This window comes from Priestia abyssalis (genome assembly GCF_002019595.1).
GTDB classification, from domain to species: domain Bacteria; phylum Bacillota; class Bacilli; order Bacillales; family Bacillaceae_H; genus Bacillus_BA; species Bacillus_BA abyssalis.
Map to the genome: position 1 here is coordinate 76,202 of NZ_KV917370.1, position 16,311 is coordinate 92,512.

The 16,311-nt window shown below is 39.8% G+C and carries 18 protein-coding genes and 13 tRNA genes; 30 read left to right on the plus strand and 1 reads right to left on the minus strand.

The features are described from left to right. Positions 1 to 351: 351 nt before the first annotated feature. The 16 genes from BK575_RS27545 (at position 352) to BK575_RS27620 (ending at position 14,064) form a co-directional block, all read left to right on the plus strand. Positions 352 to 1,851 carry a DEAD/DEAH box helicase gene (locus BK575_RS27545; protein ID WP_139368187.1) on the plus strand — a complete coding sequence of 500 codons (1,500 nt, stop codon included), beginning with the start codon at positions 352 to 354 and terminating at the stop codon, positions 1,849 to 1,851. Between the two features lie 165 nt (positions 1,852 to 2,016). Then, positions 2,017 to 2,982, plus strand: a complete 966-nt coding sequence (gene uvsE, locus BK575_RS27550) for a UV DNA damage repair endonuclease UvsE (RefSeq protein WP_078415038.1) — start codon at positions 2,017 to 2,019, stop codon at positions 2,980 to 2,982. Positions 2,983 to 3,091: 109 nt separating this feature from the next. Then, positions 3,092 to 3,454: a holo-ACP synthase gene (acpS, locus tag BK575_RS27555; RefSeq protein WP_078415054.1), complete on the plus strand. Its 363-nt coding sequence runs from the start codon at positions 3,092 to 3,094 to the stop codon at positions 3,452 to 3,454. A gap of 99 nt (positions 3,455 to 3,553) precedes the next feature. Next, positions 3,554 to 4,564, plus strand: a complete 1,011-nt coding sequence (locus BK575_RS27560; RefSeq protein ID WP_078415039.1) for a LolA family protein — start codon at positions 3,554 to 3,556, stop codon at positions 4,562 to 4,564. Positions 4,565 to 4,684: 120 nt separating this feature from the next. Next, entirely contained in the window at positions 4,685 to 5,860 is a 1,176-nt protein-coding gene (alr, locus tag BK575_RS27565) for an alanine racemase (RefSeq protein WP_078415040.1), read from the plus strand. A gap of 188 nt (positions 5,861 to 6,048) precedes the next feature. Continuing rightward, a complete protein-coding gene (locus tag BK575_RS27570; RefSeq protein ID WP_028397503.1) occupies positions 6,049 to 6,330 on the plus strand; it encodes a CopG family ribbon-helix-helix protein in 282 nt (93 codons plus the stop codon). Between the two features lie 4 nt (positions 6,331 to 6,334). Continuing rightward, on the plus strand, positions 6,335 to 6,685 hold the full coding sequence (ndoA, locus tag BK575_RS27575; protein ID WP_028397502.1) for a type II toxin-antitoxin system endoribonuclease NdoA: 351 nt from the start codon (positions 6,335 to 6,337) through the stop codon (positions 6,683 to 6,685). Between the two features lie 161 nt (positions 6,686 to 6,846). Next, entirely contained in the window at positions 6,847 to 7,695 is an 849-nt protein-coding gene (locus BK575_RS27580; protein ID WP_078415041.1) for an RsbT co-antagonist protein RsbRA, read from the plus strand. Further along, a complete protein-coding gene (locus BK575_RS27585) occupies positions 7,692 to 8,048 on the plus strand; it encodes an STAS domain-containing protein (protein WP_028397500.1) in 357 nt (118 codons plus the stop codon). The genes BK575_RS27580 and BK575_RS27585 overlap by 4 nt, the downstream gene beginning before the upstream one ends. Before the next feature lie 2 nt (positions 8,049 to 8,050). Beyond that, positions 8,051 to 8,452, plus strand: coding sequence for an anti-sigma regulatory factor (locus BK575_RS27590; RefSeq protein WP_078415042.1), 402 nt, complete (start codon positions 8,051 to 8,053; stop codon positions 8,450 to 8,452). Positions 8,453 to 8,465: 13 nt separating this feature from the next. Continuing rightward, on the plus strand, positions 8,466 to 9,476 hold the full coding sequence (locus BK575_RS27595) for a PP2C family protein-serine/threonine phosphatase (RefSeq protein WP_078415043.1): 1,011 nt from the start codon (positions 8,466 to 8,468) through the stop codon (positions 9,474 to 9,476). A 55-nt stretch (positions 9,477 to 9,531) separates the two neighbouring features. Further along, complete coding sequence (locus BK575_RS27600) at positions 9,532 to 9,864, plus strand: STAS domain-containing protein (RefSeq protein WP_078415044.1); 333 nt, start codon at positions 9,532 to 9,534, stop codon at positions 9,862 to 9,864. Then, complete coding sequence (gene rsbW, locus BK575_RS27605; RefSeq protein WP_078415045.1) at positions 9,861 to 10,349, plus strand: anti-sigma B factor RsbW; 489 nt, start codon at positions 9,861 to 9,863, stop codon at positions 10,347 to 10,349. Before BK575_RS27600 ends, rsbW begins: the two co-directional genes overlap by 4 nt. Next, positions 10,315 to 11,109 carry an RNA polymerase sigma factor SigB gene (gene sigB, locus BK575_RS27610; RefSeq protein ID WP_078415046.1) on the plus strand — a complete coding sequence of 265 codons (795 nt, stop codon included), beginning with the start codon at positions 10,315 to 10,317 and terminating at the stop codon, positions 11,107 to 11,109. Before rsbW ends, sigB begins: the two co-directional genes overlap by 35 nt. After that, positions 11,106 to 11,714: a PP2C family serine/threonine-protein phosphatase gene (locus BK575_RS27615; RefSeq protein WP_078415047.1), complete on the plus strand. Its 609-nt coding sequence runs from the start codon at positions 11,106 to 11,108 to the stop codon at positions 11,712 to 11,714. The genes sigB and BK575_RS27615 overlap by 4 nt, the downstream gene beginning before the upstream one ends. Before the next feature lie 175 nt (positions 11,715 to 11,889). Beyond that, positions 11,890 to 14,064 (plus strand): Tex family protein, encoded by a 2,175-nt coding sequence (locus tag BK575_RS27620; protein WP_078415048.1) that lies wholly within the window; start codon positions 11,890 to 11,892, stop codon positions 14,062 to 14,064. Between the two features lie 35 nt (positions 14,065 to 14,099). On the opposite strand, the gene cmpA is transcribed toward BK575_RS27620, so the two are convergent. Then, on the minus strand, positions 14,100 to 14,213 hold the full coding sequence (gene cmpA / locus BK575_RS28230; protein WP_139368190.1) for a cortex morphogenetic protein CmpA: 114 nt from the start codon (positions 14,211 to 14,213) through the stop codon (positions 14,100 to 14,102). Between the two features lie 168 nt (positions 14,214 to 14,381). Between cmpA and BK575_RS27625 the strand changes: the two genes are divergently transcribed. The 14 genes from BK575_RS27625 (at position 14,382) to BK575_RS27690 (ending at position 16,186) form a co-directional block, all read left to right on the plus strand. Further along, the gene (locus tag BK575_RS27625) at positions 14,382 to 14,852 is read left to right on the plus strand and encodes a SprT family protein (RefSeq protein ID WP_078415049.1); all 471 of its coding nucleotides are present in this window, start codon (positions 14,382 to 14,384) and stop codon (positions 14,850 to 14,852) included. Positions 14,853 to 14,956: 104 nt separating this feature from the next. Then, positions 14,957 to 15,031 (plus strand) — tRNA-Asn (locus tag BK575_RS27630). Positions 15,032 to 15,034: 3 nt separating this feature from the next. Then, positions 15,035 to 15,125: transfer RNA gene (locus tag BK575_RS27635), tRNA-Ser, on the plus strand. Between the two features lies 1 nt (position 15,126). Continuing rightward, positions 15,127 to 15,198 (plus strand) — tRNA-Glu (locus BK575_RS27640). A 66-nt stretch (positions 15,199 to 15,264) separates the two neighbouring features. After that, positions 15,265 to 15,340 (plus strand) — tRNA-Val (locus BK575_RS27645). An 11-nt stretch (positions 15,341 to 15,351) separates the two neighbouring features. Beyond that, positions 15,352 to 15,428, plus strand: a tRNA-Met gene (locus BK575_RS27650). A gap of 15 nt (positions 15,429 to 15,443) precedes the next feature. After that, positions 15,444 to 15,519: transfer RNA gene (locus tag BK575_RS27655), tRNA-Asp, on the plus strand. A 9-nt stretch (positions 15,520 to 15,528) separates the two neighbouring features. Then, positions 15,529 to 15,603: transfer RNA gene (locus BK575_RS27660), tRNA-Gln, on the plus strand. A 5-nt stretch (positions 15,604 to 15,608) separates the two neighbouring features. Then, a tRNA-Lys gene (locus BK575_RS27665) sits at positions 15,609 to 15,684 on the plus strand. A 10-nt stretch (positions 15,685 to 15,694) separates the two neighbouring features. Continuing rightward, positions 15,695 to 15,776: transfer RNA gene (locus BK575_RS27670), tRNA-Leu, on the plus strand. Positions 15,777 to 15,787: 11 nt separating this feature from the next. After that, positions 15,788 to 15,870 (plus strand) — tRNA-Leu (locus BK575_RS27675). Positions 15,871 to 15,937: 67 nt separating this feature from the next. Beyond that, positions 15,938 to 16,014 (plus strand) — tRNA-Arg (locus tag BK575_RS27680). A 5-nt stretch (positions 16,015 to 16,019) separates the two neighbouring features. Beyond that, a tRNA-Pro gene (locus BK575_RS27685) sits at positions 16,020 to 16,096 on the plus strand. 16 nt (positions 16,097 to 16,112) lie between these two features. Continuing rightward, a tRNA-Gly gene (locus BK575_RS27690) sits at positions 16,113 to 16,186 on the plus strand. Positions 16,187 to 16,311 lie beyond the last annotated feature (125 nt).

Below are 16,311 nucleotides of genomic sequence, written 5' to 3' on the forward strand. Positions count from 1 at the left end.
TCGAAAAATCATAAAACAAAGATAATCGATGAACTTTTTTACAAAAAAATATTGATTCATTGGATGAATGAAGTGAAAAGGAAGATACTAAGCGAAGAGTAGGTCAAATTGTTGAAAGCTGTGATTGAAGCAAAAAACTCCTGTCACTAAAAATATGGATATTGCATATAATGAGCGGAAATGTTATTATAGAATTTAATGTGTGTTATTAACTGCCCATCACGCTGAGTTTTAATAGTTCAGGGCATTTTCCGCTGTTGTGGAGAATGTCCTTTTTTATAATTTTAGAGCAGGAAGTTTTTGTTATATACTAGTAATGATAATAGATGAAATTAGAAGGAGTTTAGAAAATTGGCATTATTTAAAGACTTAGGAATTAGTGAGCAATTGACAAAATCAATTAGTGAAATGGGATTTGAAGAAGCTACTCCAATTCAATCCCAAACAATCCCTCTTGCGTTAGAAGGGGAAGACGTTATTGGTCAAGCGCAAACGGGAACAGGGAAAACTGCTGCTTTTGGTATTCCATTAACAGAAAAAATTGATACAAAAATTGACCGTATTCAAGGAATTGTTATCGCACCTACTCGTGAGTTAGCGATTCAGGTATCAGAAGAACTATACAAAATTGGACGCACTAAGCGTACTCGTGTATTGGCAATTTACGGAGGCCAAGACATCAGTCGTCAAATTCGTTCGTTAAAGAAAAACCCTCATATTATTGTCGGAACTCCGGGGCGTCTACTTGATCACATTAATCGCAAAACCATGCGTTTACAAGATGTAAACACGGTCGTGTTAGATGAAGCGGATGAAATGTTGAACATGGGCTTTATTGAAGATATTGAAAAAATCTTGGAAAATGTACCGGAAGATCACCAAACGTTACTTTTCTCAGCTACAATGCCTGGTCCGATTCAACGTATCGCTGAGCGATTCATGAGCGAACCGAAAATTGTTAAAGTGAAGGCGAAGGAAGTAACAGTACCAAATATCCAACAGTATTATCTCGAGACGCAAGAAAAGAAAAAATTCGATGTCTTAACTCGCTTATTGGATATTCAATCTCCGGAGCTAGCAATTGTTTTCGGCAGAACGAAACGCCGAGTAGACGAGCTTTCTGAAGCTTTGACAGTGAGAGGATATGCAGCGCAGGGAATCCACGGTGATTTAACTCAAGCGAAACGTATGTCTGTTCTTCGTCAGTTCAAAGAAGGCAGCATCGATGTACTGGTTGCAACAGATGTGGCTGCACGTGGTCTTGATATTTCAGGTGTTACCCATGTATATAATTTCGATGTTCCGCAAGATCCGGAAAGCTATGTACATCGTATCGGTCGTACAGGACGCGCTGGAAAAACGGGAGTAGCGATGACGTTTGTAACGCCAAGAGAAATGGGTCAACTTAAAAATATTGAAAACACGACAAAACGAAAAATGGAGCGCATGAAAGCTCCAAGTTTAGATGAAGCGCTAGAAGGCCAACAACGTCTTGCGATGGAAAAATTGACGAATGTTCTTCAATCGCAAAACTTGTCATTTTATCGTCAAGCGGCAGAGGAATTGCTTGAAGAACATGATTCTTTATCAATTGTATCTGCAGCCATTAAATTGCTGACAAAAGAGCCAGATACAACTCCTGTTCAATTAACAGCGGAAGCTCCAATGCCAGCCAAGCGAGAAAGAGGTTCTCGAGGACGCGATAATCGCGGTGGAAGAGATAGCCGAGGCGGTAGAGGAAGCCGAGATCGGGACGGCAGAGGTCGAGATCGAGATGGTGCTCAAGCACGTAAAAAAGGCCCGCGCAATGGTGTGAATGTAAAACGAAAACCACAAGCTAAAAATATTTAAGGGTGTTCAACTGCTATCTCAAGATGAGGTAGCAGTTTTTTAGATGTTATTATTTATTTTTAGGCTGTTGCATCACACTTCGTCGTCCGTAAAAAAAGATGGAAGAAGCCTTATTTAAAAAGATTTGGGCATGCTAGAAGTAATTCAACTAGCGGGGTGGCCGTATTGACGATTGTAAGATTAGGGTATGTAGCAATGAGTGTCCATTTGCAAAATAGCTCACCTTCTCAAACGATGACATTCGCTCAATTTAGTAAATTGAAGAATCGGGAAGCTGCAATAAACAAATTAGAAAGGATTTCCATTTCTAATCTTGAAAATTGTTTAAGGCTTCTCAAGCATAATGTTTGGAATGAAATTCACTTTTTTCGGTTTAGTTCGCGTTTAATCCCGCTTGCTAATCATGAAGAGTTAGCCGGGTGGGATTATCTTGAGCCTTTAAAGCCTATCCTTTCTGAAATAAAGGATTATCTAGTACATCATCCGATTAGGGTAGACTTTCACCCGGACCATTTTGTTCTATTGAATTCAACAGATGTGGACATTTTAAAACGTTCCATTAAAACTCTTCAACTCCATGCAACGCTGTTAAAAGGGATGGGTGTGCCGCTGGCTCAACGTTGTGTGATGCACGTAGGAGGAGCTTATGATGATAAGGAAAAGGCATTGGAGCAATTCATTCATAATTGGGGATTTGTTCCTCCCCATATCCAAAGCATGATTATGTTAGAGAATGATGATACAACATTTAGTGTCCCAGATACACTTTACTTATGTGAAAAGCTTAATATCCCCATTGTGTTTGATTTACATCATCATTTAGCTAATCATGGTGGGATGGGATGGAAGGAGAATTGGGAGCGGATGGCTGGAACGTGGGATCAATCAGATCTTCCCATGAAAATGCATATTTCCAGTCCGCGTGATGAACATGACTTTCGTGCTCATGCAGACTATGTAGATGTAAATATGTTTATGGAATTTTTATCTCAAATCAAAGGGAGTATCCCGCAGCTTGATTGTATGATTGAAGCGAAAAGAAAAGATGATGCACTGTTTCGATTAAGGGATGAATTGAAGTCTTATCAAGAAATTGAATTTATTGATCAATCTAGTTTCTATATACGTTAAAAAAGTCTCTGATTCAGAGACTTTTTCTATTAGAAATCCCTAAACCTGAAGGAAATGTATGTATGAAATTGATACAATAAGAATAATGAAATGGAGAGGGCTGGCGACTTTGATTAAGGGAATAGGTATAGACATTATAGAAATTCAAAGAATCAAAAAAATTTCTGAGCGACAAAAGGGGTTTATTGATCGTATTCTCGGCACTGAGGAGAAAAAGTATTATGAACAATTGTCTCCTAAGAGAAAAGTAGAATTTTTGGCCGGGCGATTTGCAGCAAAAGAAGCTTATGCTAAAGCAATAGGGATGGGAATCGGTACACATCTCAGCTTTCAAGATATTCAAATCGAGTATGATCAATATGGAAAACCAGTTATCCCATCACCAGATCCGGGCCTAAATGTTCATCTTTCTATTTCCCATAGTGAACAATATGCTGTTGCACAGGTGATTATTGAAAGCTTGTCAAGCTAGTCTGCATATTCATACTCCTTGTCTCATATATTCATATTGCAGATGGAAGAGCGATGCTTACTCTTCAATAATACGAATAGAGGCAAAGGGGTTGAGAGAATGTGGAAAGTAATGGGAGGCTTGTTAAGCTGCTTTTTTGTGCTCCTTTTAATAACGGGATGCGGTGAGAAAAGCCAAGAGGACGTAAAAAGTTCATTAGATGCCAAGCTGGAAGAAATGACAGGCTATAAAGCAAATGCAAAGATGATGTTAAAGACGGGGAAAGAATCTCAAGTATATGATGTAGAAATATGGCATAGTAAACCTTCTTATTATCGCGTGAATTTAAAAAATGCAGCAAAAGATCAAAGTCAAATGATTTTACGTAATGATGAAGGGGTTTTCGTATTGACGCCAGCTCTAAATAAAAGTTTTCGCTTTCAAAGCGATTGGCCTCAAAACAGCAGCCAAGCCTATTTATACGAATCGTTGGCGAGAGACATCATGAATGACAAAGAGACGACCTTCAAAGCGACGAAGGATTCGTATATTTTTGAAACAAAGACAAATTACCAAAATAGCGCCATGTTGCCAAAACAGGAAATTACGTTAAATAAGAAAAATTTAACACCCCGTTTAGTGAAAATTATGGATACAGATGCGAATGTATTGATTGAAATCGAGTTTTCAAAGGTAGAATTAAACGCGAAGTTTGATAAAGGGGCATTCGATACGAAACGGAATATGACAGGCGCTCAAATGGAAGTGCCGACACTTGCTCAAAATGTGAACCAGCCTTTAGAAATTAAGGTCCCAACTAATACACCTGCTGGGACGTCTCTCGTGGAGGAGAAAGAAATGAAAACCGAAAATGGTAAACGTATTATTTTAACATACGGTGGAGAAAAAACATTTACTCTTATCCAAGAGCGGGCAGTAGTGAAGGAGACCGCTGCTTCCACATTCGTGGACGGAGAACCAGTAGACCTAGGATATGCTATTGGGGCGCTTTCTCAGCAGTCTTTAACGTGGTCTTATGGGGGAGTGGACTTCATGTTAGCCTCCAAAGATTTAACAAAAGAAGAGATGGTAATGGTAGCACGTTCGATGGAAGGACAGATGATGAAATAATACTGGTGACAGACAGGCTCAATTATAATTTATGAGCCTGTTATTTTTCTTTCTATGTATTATACTAAAAACGCGGCATATTCTTTATAATGGCTCGGAAAGAAGGAAGTGGATGTAGTAATGGACTCGTTTTATCGTGATACATGGACAGAGATTAATTTAGATCATATCGCATATAATATTCGTTCCGTCAAGAAAATATTGCCTGGAAATCAACATCTTATTGCAGTAGTCAAAGCCAATGCATATGGTCATGGTGATGCCCAGATAGCCCGAGTAGCGGTAGAAGAGGGGGCTGACATGCTGGCTGTGGCTTTTTTGGATGAAGCTATGGCCTTAAGGGGAAAAGGAATCATGCACCCTACCCTTGTATTAGGTGCGGTTTCTCCTCTTTATATAAAGGAAGCATCACATCAACGTATACGTCTCACCATTCATAATGTGGAGTGGCTGGAAGAAGTAGTGCAACAGTGTTCTGATTTACAATCACCTTTGTATGTTCATTTAAAAGTGGATACAGGTATGGGACGCCTTGGGATTCGTTCGTTGAAAGAGCTGGAAAAAATCGCACTTTTATTACGGGGGAATTCAAATATTATTCTTGAAGGGGTTTTTACCCATTTTGCTACCGCCGATGAATTAAATAATCGAAAGTATAACATTCAGTATGAATCATTTAAAAAGATGGTCAATCATTTAAATACCCTTGGTTTTTGTCCTGCTTATATTCATAGCGCCAATAGTGCAGCATTGCTGCGTTTTCCTCAAGACATGTTCACTGCGGTCAGACTAGGAATCGCAATGTATGGCCTTAGCCCTTCAGCAGAAATAAAACAAGTATTGCCGTTTTCTTTGAAAGAGGCTTTTTCTTTACACAGCCGGATTGTTCATATTAAGAAGGTCAAAAAAGGGGATACCATCAGTTATGGTGCAACCTATGAGGCGGAACGAGAAGAATGGATTGGTACAGTTCCCATTGGCTATGCTGATGGTTGGATTCGCCGGATGCAGCATTTTCACGTACTTGTAGATGGGAAGCTTGTACCGATAGTCGGACGGGTATGTATGGATCAAATGATGATTAGACTTCCGCAGAAATATCCCTTGGGAGAAAAAGTGACACTGATCGGCCGACAACTGACAAGAGAAATTTCAATCGATGATGTGGCCAATCATATGCAAACGATTAATTATGAAGTTCCCTGTTTAATTTCTTATCGCGTTCCCCGGTTGTTTATTCAGGGTGGTTGTGTATGCAACGGGAAAAATTATCTATTATCTGCAAATTTGTCTTAAATTGTCGATAGGATACAGCTTAGTTACATTTTTGTTGCTTTTTTGACGAATCATGCATAAAAGAAGGTTGGAAATGACGATAATAGTTGAGGAATTAAGAGAATTGCCTTTGCATAAGCCATAATCAATGTTATTATAAATTTAGGTGAGATTATTGGTGTGTGTATTGATGGTGGAGGTGTATGTTTGTGTCTGAAGCGAGCGCAACTACAGAAATTTTGGTTCGATTACCACAAAATTTATTATCAGAATTAGATGTGATTGTGAAACAAGAGAACGGAAACCGCAGTGAATTTATTTATCAAGCTACGAAGATGTATCTTCGCGAGCGTAAAAAGCGCCATATTCGTGAATCGATGAGAAGAGGATATATGGAAATGGCTAAAATAAATTTAAACATCGCATCTGAAGCCTTCTTAGCAGAGTATGAAGCAGATCACACCGTAGAACGCTTAGTTAGCGGGGGGTAATGATTTGGTAGTCAAACGCGGCGACGTTTATTTTGCTGATTTATCCCCGGTTGTTGGTTCGGAGCAAGGAGGCGTTCGCCCTGTACTCATCATTCAAAACGATATTGGAAACCGCTTTAGCCCGACTGTTATTGTAGCAGCCATTACTGCCCAAATACAAAAGGCTAAGCTTCCTACTCATGTGGAAATTGATGCAAAAAGGTATGGTTTCGAACGGGATTCAGTTATTTTGCTTGAACAAATAAGAACAATCGATAAACAAAGGCTAACTGATAAAATCACTCATCTGGATGATGAGATGATGGGCAAAGTAGATGAAGCGTTGCAAATCAGTTTAGGATTGATTGATTTTTAACATTATAAGCCATTGATGAAAAGCTGCTCCAAAAGAGTGGCTTTTTTTATTTGACGAAGAAACCAAGAAAAATTTATAGTGGAGAAAGAAAGGTTTTGGGTAGCAGAATATACATCAACTAAAAGTTGGGTTTGTGTCTATATAAGATAAAGGAGGAAGTTATGAATCAACTTTTGATTGACTATATAAGAAATCATAAAGAAGAAATCTTTGAAAACTGGGTTAAATACATGGAGAAAAATGGAATGGAACGCATTAAGAATATAATATCGGAAAAAGTATATATCAGTATGAGTTCTGATTTTGTTAATCTCATTCTTTCCAATGCCATGCAGCCATCAGATAAGTTCATGAAAGAAATGGAAGACTTTGTAGAGAGGGTGGTCAGGCTAGGTTGGCCGCTAAGTTACTTGACCAATGGAACTCAAACAATCGGAAAAGTAGTGTTTGAAGGGTTTACAGGATTTGAACGAAATGTTAATCAGCAAGAGACCGTTGAAAGAGAGCTGGTGTATGAGTTCGATAGTTGGCTAACTCCGATTTATAACAATATAGTGGATCTCTACTCTACATCTTGGGAGAATACCATTATGCTTCAAAAAGTGGCTCTCCAGGAATTGTCAGCGCCGCTTATTCCAGTTTTTGATAAAATTACAGTCATGCCTCTTGTAGGAACTATTGATACAGACCGAGCTAAAAAGATTATGGAGAACCTTCTTCAGGGAGTCGTGAAACATCGCTCTGAAGTGGTATTAATTGATATTACAGGTGTACCTGTCGTAGATACGATGGTGGCGCATCATATGATTCAGGCTGCAGAAGCCGTGCGTTTAGTGGGAGCTCAATGCCTCCTTGTAGGAATACGTCCTGAAATTGCTCAAACGATTGTAAACTTGGGTATTAACCTTAATCAAATTGTTACGAAAAACTCATTGAAAAAGGGGATAGAGGATGCCTTGGCAATGACCAATCGTAAAATTGTGGAATCGAAATTGGAGGAAGAAAGATGAGAATACCAATTTTAAAGCTTCATGATTATTTGCTAGTCTCCATCCAATGGGAGCTTGATGACCAAACAGCTATTCAGTTTCAAGAGGACTTGTTAAATAAAATTCATCAAACAGGGGCTAAAGGGGTGGTCATTGATTTAACGTCTATTGATATGATTGACTCCTTTATTGCGAAAGTATTAGGTGATGTTGTCAGTATGTCGAGTTTAATGGGAGCCAAAGTGGTGTTGACAGGAATTCAACCAGCTGTAGCTATTACTTTAATCGAGTTAGGGATAGGATTAAATGATGTTCTCACTGCCCTTGATTTAGAGCAAGGTTTGGAAAAACTCCAAGCGGAACTGGGGGAATGAGAATGGAATTCCAATCCTGCGTAAAAATCGTAACAGAGTGGGATATAGTCGCGGCGAGGCAGCTGGGACGAAATGTCTCAAAAGAACTAGGATTCGGCACGGTAGATCAAGCAAGAATTACAACAGCTATCTCTGAATTGGCACGTAATATCTATCTATACGCCGGAAAAGGAAGAGTGTGTATTGAAAAAATAAACCGTATGGGGAAAAGCGGACTTTTAATTGTAGCCTCTGATGAAGGCCCGGGGATTGCAGACATTCGTAAAGTAATGGAAGACGGCTATACAACATCTGGTGGATTAGGTGCGGGATTGCCTGGAGTTAAACGTTTAATGGACGAATTTGAAATCGAATCGACTGTGGGAGACGGGACAGAGATCAAGGCAGTTAAGTGGCTCCGCTAGGAGGAAGTAAATCATGAGTTTTCATGAAGAAATGAAACAGTTATATAAAGAAATTTTAGACAGTTATATTCAAACTCCAAATGAACAGGTTCTTTACCAAGGTCAGAAATTGAGCCGTAAATCGTTGGAAAATGAAATAGCGCCGGAAGACATTGTCAGTATTCATAAAGAAGTGATTGAAGAGATCCATCCTGATATTCCTGAACGAGTACTTCATTCGTTAGATTTTTTATTAGAAATCATGATTAGTTATGGATTGGCCTTGCGGGAGCATCAAACATTAAGAACTAAACAGAAAGAATTGAATTCTGAGATTGAAGTGGCTGTCAATGTACAACAGCAATTGCTGGGCACTTCTGTACCAGTGATATCTTCTGTTGATATTGGAGCCATTAGTGTGCCGGCCAAACAAATGAGTGGAGATTATTATCACTTTGTGAAAGACGAGAATGACCGGGTGAATATTGCAATTGCAGATGTGATTGGGAAAGGGATTCCGGCAGCTATGTGTATGTCCATGATTAAGTATGCGATGGACAGTTTGCCGGAGTCTAGGAAAAATCCAAGTTATGTATTGGAGAACTTGAACAGGATTGTAGAAAAAAATGTAGACCCAAGTATGTTTATTACTATGTTCTATGGGTCTTATGATCCCGTGTCTCACCTTTTTGAATATGCGTCTGCAGGCCATGAGCCAGGCTTTTGCTACTCAGCTAAAGAGGATAAGTTTTACGATTTAGAAGCAAAAGGTCTAGTGCTCGGAATTGATCGAAATGTAAAGTACTCTCAATATGAAACCAGTCTCTCACCTGAAGATATGATAGTTCTTTTGACCGACGGAGTAACAGAATGTCGAATGGATGAAGAATTTATGGAGAGAGAGGACATCATAAAAATAATAAGAAAATATATGCATTTATCTGCCCAGGAGTTAGTGGAGGCTGTCTACAAGGAGATGGAACGAATTCAAGATTTCCAATTAAGGGACGATTTCACATTAATTATTTTAAAAAGATTGGTTTAATTTCTGTCGAGGCGGGTATTTAAAGGATAGCATAAAGTTCGAGGGGGTAAATTACATGAACTTAACGATAGATATTCAACAAAATGAACAGCGATACTATGTAAAACTTACTGGTGAAATAGATGCTTATACAGCACCGGAGCTAAAAAATAAATTCATGAATATAACAGAACAGTCGAATCCTGATATTACCGTGGATTTTACGAATGTATCTTATATGGATAGTACGGGTCTGGGAGTCTTTATTGCCTTGCTGAAATCAATTAAGAGAACGGAAGGATCACTGAAGTTCGTTGGAGTTTCTGACCGTTTGAAACGACTATTTGACATTACAGGATTGACTGACATTTTAAATTTAAATTCGGAAATAGAAGGTGGCGTAAAATGAAACAAGCGTACGACTTTGTAGAGATGAAAATTCCGGCTAAGCCAGAATATGTAGCTATCGTTAGACTTACATTGTCGGGTGTAGCAAATCGCATGGGTTTTTCTTATGACGACATTGAAGATATGAAAATTGCCATTAGTGAAGCTTGCACCAATGCTGTGCAACATGCCTATAAGGAAGAAGTTGGGGAAGTCACTGTCGGCTTTGGTCTGTTTGATGATCGCTTAGAAATCATGGTAGCCGACCGAGGGATAAGCTTTGATTTTGAACATTTAAAGCAAAATATAGGGCCTTATGAACCTTCCCAAGAAATAGAGCTTTTACCTGAAGGCGGACTAGGACTATATTTAATCAATACTCTAATGGACGAAGTTCAAATGACACGTTCAAGTTCAAAAGGAAGTACTGTGTTGATGACAAAGTATGTACAGAGAGAGCAGGTGGAGAGTGATGAAAACCCGGTCTCAACCTATGAAGCTAACTAAAGAAGAGGTTCTGCAGCTTATTGAGAAGTTTCAGGTACATCAATCTGAACAGGCGCAGAATCAGCTGGTTCTTCACTATAAAAATCTCGTCGAGTCTATTGCTCGCCGATATTCCAAGGGGAGTTCCTTACATGAAGATATTGTGCAAGTAGGAATGATTGGGCTGCTAGGGGCAATTAGACGTTATGATGTTTCCTTTGGAAAGAACTTCGAATCTTTTGCTATCCCGACAATTATTGGAGAAATTAAGCGGTTTTTGCGTGATAAAACATGGAGTGTACATGTGCCGCGAAGAATTAAAGAGCTGGGACCGAAAATTAAAGCAGCAGTTGAGGAGTTAACCAATAAACTTCAACGCTCTCCCAAAGTAAAAGAGATTGCAGAGTTTTTAGAGGTGACAGAGGAAGAAGTTTTAGAAACGATGGAGATGGGGCAAAGTTATCAAGCGCTATCCGTCGACCATTCCATTGAAGCGGATTCCGAGGGAAGTACGGTAACGATTTTAGACCTCGTAGGAGAAAAAGAGGAAGGCTACGAAAAAACGGACCGGCGTTTGGTGTTGGAAAAGATTTTGCATGTGTTAACCGACCGAGAAAAAGATATTATTCGGTGCACTTTTATGGAGAATTTAAGTCAAAAAGATACAGGTGATAGACTGGGGATTTCACAAATGCATGTATCCCGTTTGCAGCGGAGGGCGTTAGAGAAATTAAGAAACGCTGCGCAAGCAGACTCCGCTAACATGGAGTATATGTCGTGACGCAAGAAAGGTATATACGAAGCGTACAAGTTGAGACATATCAAAGAGCGAAAAAAGGAAATATGCATTGTGGAGACAGTTTTTACATTAAAGAAACCCACGATTATTTACTTTGTGTCGTAGCAGATGGGTTAGGCAGCGGTGAGCATGCGATGATTGCTTCTTCCGCTGTGACAGAAACAGCCAAGCGCTATTGTGACGATAGCGTAGACGACTTGATGGCTAAATGCAACGAAGCAGTAAGAAATACAAGAGGCGCAGCAGTTGCGATCTTAAAGTTTTGTAAGCATACATATAAATTTGCTTATAATAACATAGGGAACATTCGTTTCTACTTATACTCTCCTGAAGGTGTGTTAACTTATCCCCTTCCTGTAAAAGGCTTTTTATCTGGTCGAGTCCAGCAGCGCTTTCGTACTCAAACGTTTGCATTTCAGCCGGAATCACGTTTTTTAATTCATACCGATGGTTTAGAATTGAAAGAAGTTAAATCCATATTTGCGCGACCGGTCTCCATTGAACAACTATCATCTCAGATTCGACATTCCATATTATCAACTAATAATGATGATATTACTTACGTCATTGGCCACTTAAACTCATAGATAATATTCTCTAGACCTGTTTTCTTTAATGGGTCTTTTTTTATTTATTCATCCGCTTTTCGGATGGGAGTGCTCAGTAAAATCATTCTATTTGGAGAATATAGACAAGGAGATGTAGAGAGGAAGGTTGAAATGTTAGAATGAAAAAGAGTATTTGTTTTGAGGAGGAATCTTGTTGATTAAATTAACCAGTCAACGCGACTTTTTACTAAAATATGCGGCAAATGAAGTGAAAATCGATGTGAAGAAAGTGGAAAATGTCATCACTTTATTAGAAGCAGGAAATACAGTTCCGTTTATTGCTCGTTATCGTAAAGAACAAACCGGCGCTTTAGATGAGGTGCAAATTCGTGAAATCTCGGAAAGTTGGAACTATTTACTCAACTTGCAAAACCGAAAAGAAGAAGTTTTACGTCTAATTGAGGAGCAGGGGAAGTTAACTCCTGAACTTCAGGAAAAAATTAATCACTCAACAAAACTTCAGCAGGTAGAGGATTTATATCGGCCATATAAGCAAAAGAGACGCACGAAAGCAACAATTGCTAAAGAAAAGGGATTAGAGCCATTTGCTCAGTGGATGCTGACGTTTCCTTTAGATGAAGACATATATGCGAAAGCGGGACAATTCATCTCGGATGAAAATGAAGTAGCATCCGAAGAAGAGGCTATTCAGGGAGCTGTAGATATTATTGCGGAAAGCATTTCGGATGAACCGGCCTTTCGGCAATGGATTAGGCAAGAAACCTTTAAAAAAGGCAAGTTTTCTTCCATGGTTAAGGATATGGAAAAAGATGAGAAAAAAGTCTATGAAATGTATTATGAGTATGAAGAAGCCATTCAAAAAATCGTCCCTCACCGTGTTTTAGCGATGAATCGTGGAGAAAAAGAGGAAGTATTGAGAATTTCAATTATTGCTCCTGTTGATCATATTGTGGAATATTTACATAAAAAAATTATTAAAACAGAATCATCTTCTGTTTCACCGTGGATTAAGAAGGCGGCTGAGGATGCGTATAAACGATTGATTGAGCCTTCCATTGAAAGAGAAATTCGAAAAGAGCTTTCAGAAAAAGCCGAAGAACGTGCTATCCATATTTTTTCTGAGAACTTAAAGAATCTGTTGCTGCAACCTCCATTGAAAGGAAAAGTGGTTTTAGGAGTCGATCCAGCTTATCGGACAGGATGCAAATTAGCGGTTGTAGATGAAACAGGAAAAATGTTGGCCACCGATGTTATTTACCCTCATCCTCCGGTGAATAAAAAAGAGGAAGCTCAGACGAAGTTGGTATCTATACTTAAAGAATACAGGGTTGAAATGGTTGCTATTGGAAACGGGACAGCTTCAAGAGAGACTGAACAATTTGTCGCTGATACATTAAAATTATTAGGGGATGACATTTTTTATTTAATTGTAAATGAGGCTGGAGCCAGTGTGTATTCGGCTTCTGACTTAGCCAGAGAGGAATTTCCGAATCTACAAGTAGAAGAAAGAAGTGCTGTTTCTATTGCGAGAAGGCTTCAAGATCCGTTGGCAGAGTTAGTGAAAATTGATCCGAAGTCGGTAGGAGTAGGGCAATATCAGCATGATGTTTCACAAAAGCAATTAAATGAGTCCCTTCACTTTGTAGTAGAAACGGTGGTAAACCAAGTGGGGGTCAACGTAAATACAGCGTCGTCCTCGTTGCTTCAATATGTAGCGGGACTAAACAAAACGGTTGCGCAAAACATTGTAAAGTATCGGGAGGAAAATGGTAAGTTCATCACGCGAAAAGAGCTGAAGAAAATTCCGCGCTTAGGTGCGAAAACATATGAACAGTGTATCGGTTTTTTAAGGATTTTAGATGGCCAACAACCGCTCGATCGAACAAGTATTCATCCAGAGAGTTATCATCATGTTCAAATGTTATTAAATGAAATCGGTTTTTCTGTAGAACAGCTAGGAAGTGAACCTTTAAAGCAACAACTGGGAAAAATGAACAAAAAAGAGACGGTTGATAAATTAAATATGGGAGAGTTAACGCTGCAAGATATTATTGCTTCGCTCAGTCAGCCTGAACGAGATCCTCGCGATGATTTGCCGAAGCCGCTGCTTAAAAAGGAAATTCTTCAACTTGAAGATTTATCAAAAGGATTGGAGCTAGAAGGGACTGTTAGGAATGTAGTAGACTTTGGAGCTTTTATTGATATAGGAGTAAAACAAGACGGTCTAGTTCACATTTCTAAATTGAGCCCGCATTATGTGAAACATCCATTAGATGTAGTGTCGGTAGGAGATCTAGTGACAGTTTGGGTGGAAGATGTAGATGCTAAAAAAGGAAGAGTATCTCTTACCATGATCCCTAATATCTAAAAAAGCCTTTCTTCTATAGAAAGAAACGCTGCTTACTAAGAGCAGTGCTTCTTTCTATAAAAAAACCAACATTGATTTAACATTTTAATTTGGTATCGGTCTTTTTTGTAATAGGCTCGTTTCATTTGATTCTGCAGCCAGACAGGCATTGGCATCTTATCATCTCTCCTTTTTTCTAAGGATGTAGTATAGAATTGTATGCGCAATAGGCTAGTCATGTTCTTGAAATCGAAATAGTTTTTAATTATAGGAGTGTAACGTTGAAGATATGGATGAGGGGTTCTTTCGAGAATCTGTTTTACAAGGAGTGTAGTAAGATGAATGATAAACAATTGCAGGATATGGCAGAAAGTATATCCATCCGATTTTTTTTAAAGGAGTTTAGACATAAAGCGTATTTTAACCCTCGTTTGCGTACAACAGGCGGACGTTATTTACTTTCATCTCATAATATTGAAGTAAATAAGTTGTACTACGAACAAAAAGGCTTGAAAGAAATTGAAGGAATTATCAAACATGAATTGTGTCATTATCATCTTCATTTAGAGGGGAAAGGCTACAAGCATCGTGATCGAGACTTTAAAGAATTATTAAGAAAGGTCGAGGCTCCTAGGTTTTGTTCCCCGTTATCTAATCCTGGAGCTAAGAGAAAAGCTATTCATTATTATAAATGTGAAACATGTGGTCATTTATATTCTAGAAAGCGAAGGATAGACCTTAAACGCTATGTATGCGGGAAATGTAAAGGTTGCTTAAAAAAAGTTAAAAATAAGGTTGACTTAGAATGAGATAATATGATAAATTAATAAAGCCGTCGCCGTTAAGGTGATAATAAAAAAACTTGACAAAAAAGACAGGTTGATTTATTATAATAAAAGTCTTGTGAAAATATTCCACAGTAGCTCAGTGGTAGAGCAATCGGCTGTTAACCGATCGGTCGTAGGTTCGAGTCCTACCTGTGGAGCCATATAGAGAAGTACCCAAGTGGCTCAAGGGGCTCCCCTGCTAAGGGAGTAGATCGCTAGCGCGGTGCGAGGGTTCGAATCCCTTCTTCTCTGCCATGGCCCGTTGGTCAAGCGGTTAAGACACCGCCCTTTCACGGCGGTAACACGGGTTCGAATCCCGTACGGGTCATCATAAAAGATGGCGGGGGAAGTTTGTGTCAGTTGACTGCAAACTTGACTTGCCATCTTATTCATTGGAGGATTAGCTCAGCTGGGAGAGCACCTGCCTTACAAGCAGGGGGTCGGCGGTTCGATCCCGTCATCCTCCACCATCTATTATTATCGCGGGGTGGAGCAGTCTGGTAGCTCGTCGGGCTCATAACCCGAAGGTCGCAGGTTCAAATCCTGTCCCCGCAACCAATTGTATTATAAGGTGGTCCCGTGGTGTAGTGGTTAACATGCCTGCCTGTCACGCAGGAGATCGCGGGTTCGAGTCCCGTCGGGACCGCCATTATTATCTTGGGCTATAGCCAAGCGGTAAGGCAACGGACTTTGACTCCGTCATGCGTTGGTTCGAATCCAGCTAGCCCAGCCATTTACGAGCCATTAGCTCAGTCGGTAGAGCATCTGACTTTTAATCAGAGGGTCGAAGGTTCGAGTCCTTCATGGCTCACCATCTATATCATGCGGGTGTGGCGGAATTGGCAGACGCACCAGACTTAGGATCTGGCGCCGCAAGGCGTGGGGGTTCAAGTCCCTTCACCCGCACTTGTGAATATGCGGTCGTGGCGGAATGGCAGACGCGCTAGGTTGAGGGCCTAGTGGGGGTAACCCCGTGGAGGTTCAAGTCCTCTCGGCCGCATCAAAAAAACATTGACTTTTATGCTGATAGTCTGTTAAGATGAAAAAAGTCGATTTTGAAATAAAATGCGCCCGTAGCTCAATTGGATAGAGCGTCTGACTACGGATCAGAAGGTTATGGGTTCGACTCCTGTCGGGCGCGCCATATAACGGGGAGTAGCTCAGCTTGGTAGAGCACTTGGTTTGGGACCAAGGGGTCGCAGGTTCGAATCCTGTCTTCCCGACCACTAAAATAATTAATATGCGGGTGTAGTTTAATGGTAAAACCTCAGCCTTCCAAGCTGATGTCGTGGGTTCGATTCCCATCACCCGCTCCAATATGAACTTTGAAAACTGAACAAAACAAAAAAACGTCAACGTTAATTCTATTTTATTATGAGCAAGTCAAACATTTCTTCGGAGAGTTTGATCCTGGCTCAGGACGAACGCTGGCGGCGTGCCT

Excerpts from the sequence above, each read along its gene's own strand:
- alr (WP_078415040.1), top strand. The coding sequence starts at position 4,685 with ATGGACTCGTTTTATCGTGATACATGGACAGAGATTAATTTAGATCAT.
- BK575_RS27600 (WP_078415044.1), top strand. The coding sequence starts at position 9,532 with ATGAACTTAACGATAGATATTCAACAAAATGAACAGCGATACTATGTA.
- BK575_RS27595 (WP_078415043.1), top strand. The coding sequence starts at position 8,466 with ATGAGTTTTCATGAAGAAATGAAACAGTTATATAAAGAAATTTTAGAC.
- BK575_RS27590 (WP_078415042.1), top strand. The coding sequence starts at position 8,051 with ATGGAATTCCAATCCTGCGTAAAAATCGTAACAGAGTGGGATATAGTC.
- BK575_RS27580 (WP_078415041.1), top strand. The coding sequence starts at position 6,847 with ATGAATCAACTTTTGATTGACTATATAAGAAATCATAAAGAAGAAATC.
- sigB (WP_078415046.1), top strand. The coding sequence starts at position 10,315 with ATGAAAACCCGGTCTCAACCTATGAAGCTAACTAAAGAAGAGGTTCTG.
- BK575_RS27585 (WP_028397500.1), top strand. The coding sequence starts at position 7,692 with ATGAGAATACCAATTTTAAAGCTTCATGATTATTTGCTAGTCTCCATC.
- rsbW (WP_078415045.1), top strand. The coding sequence starts at position 9,861 with ATGAAACAAGCGTACGACTTTGTAGAGATGAAAATTCCGGCTAAGCCA.
- BK575_RS27560 (WP_078415039.1), top strand. The coding sequence starts at position 3,554 with ATGTGGAAAGTAATGGGAGGCTTGTTAAGCTGCTTTTTTGTGCTCCTT.
- BK575_RS27625 (WP_078415049.1), top strand. The coding sequence starts at position 14,382 with ATGAATGATAAACAATTGCAGGATATGGCAGAAAGTATATCCATCCGA.
- cmpA (WP_139368190.1), bottom strand. The coding sequence starts at position 14,213 with ATGCCTGTCTGGCTGCAGAATCAAATGAAACGAGCCTATTACAAAAAA.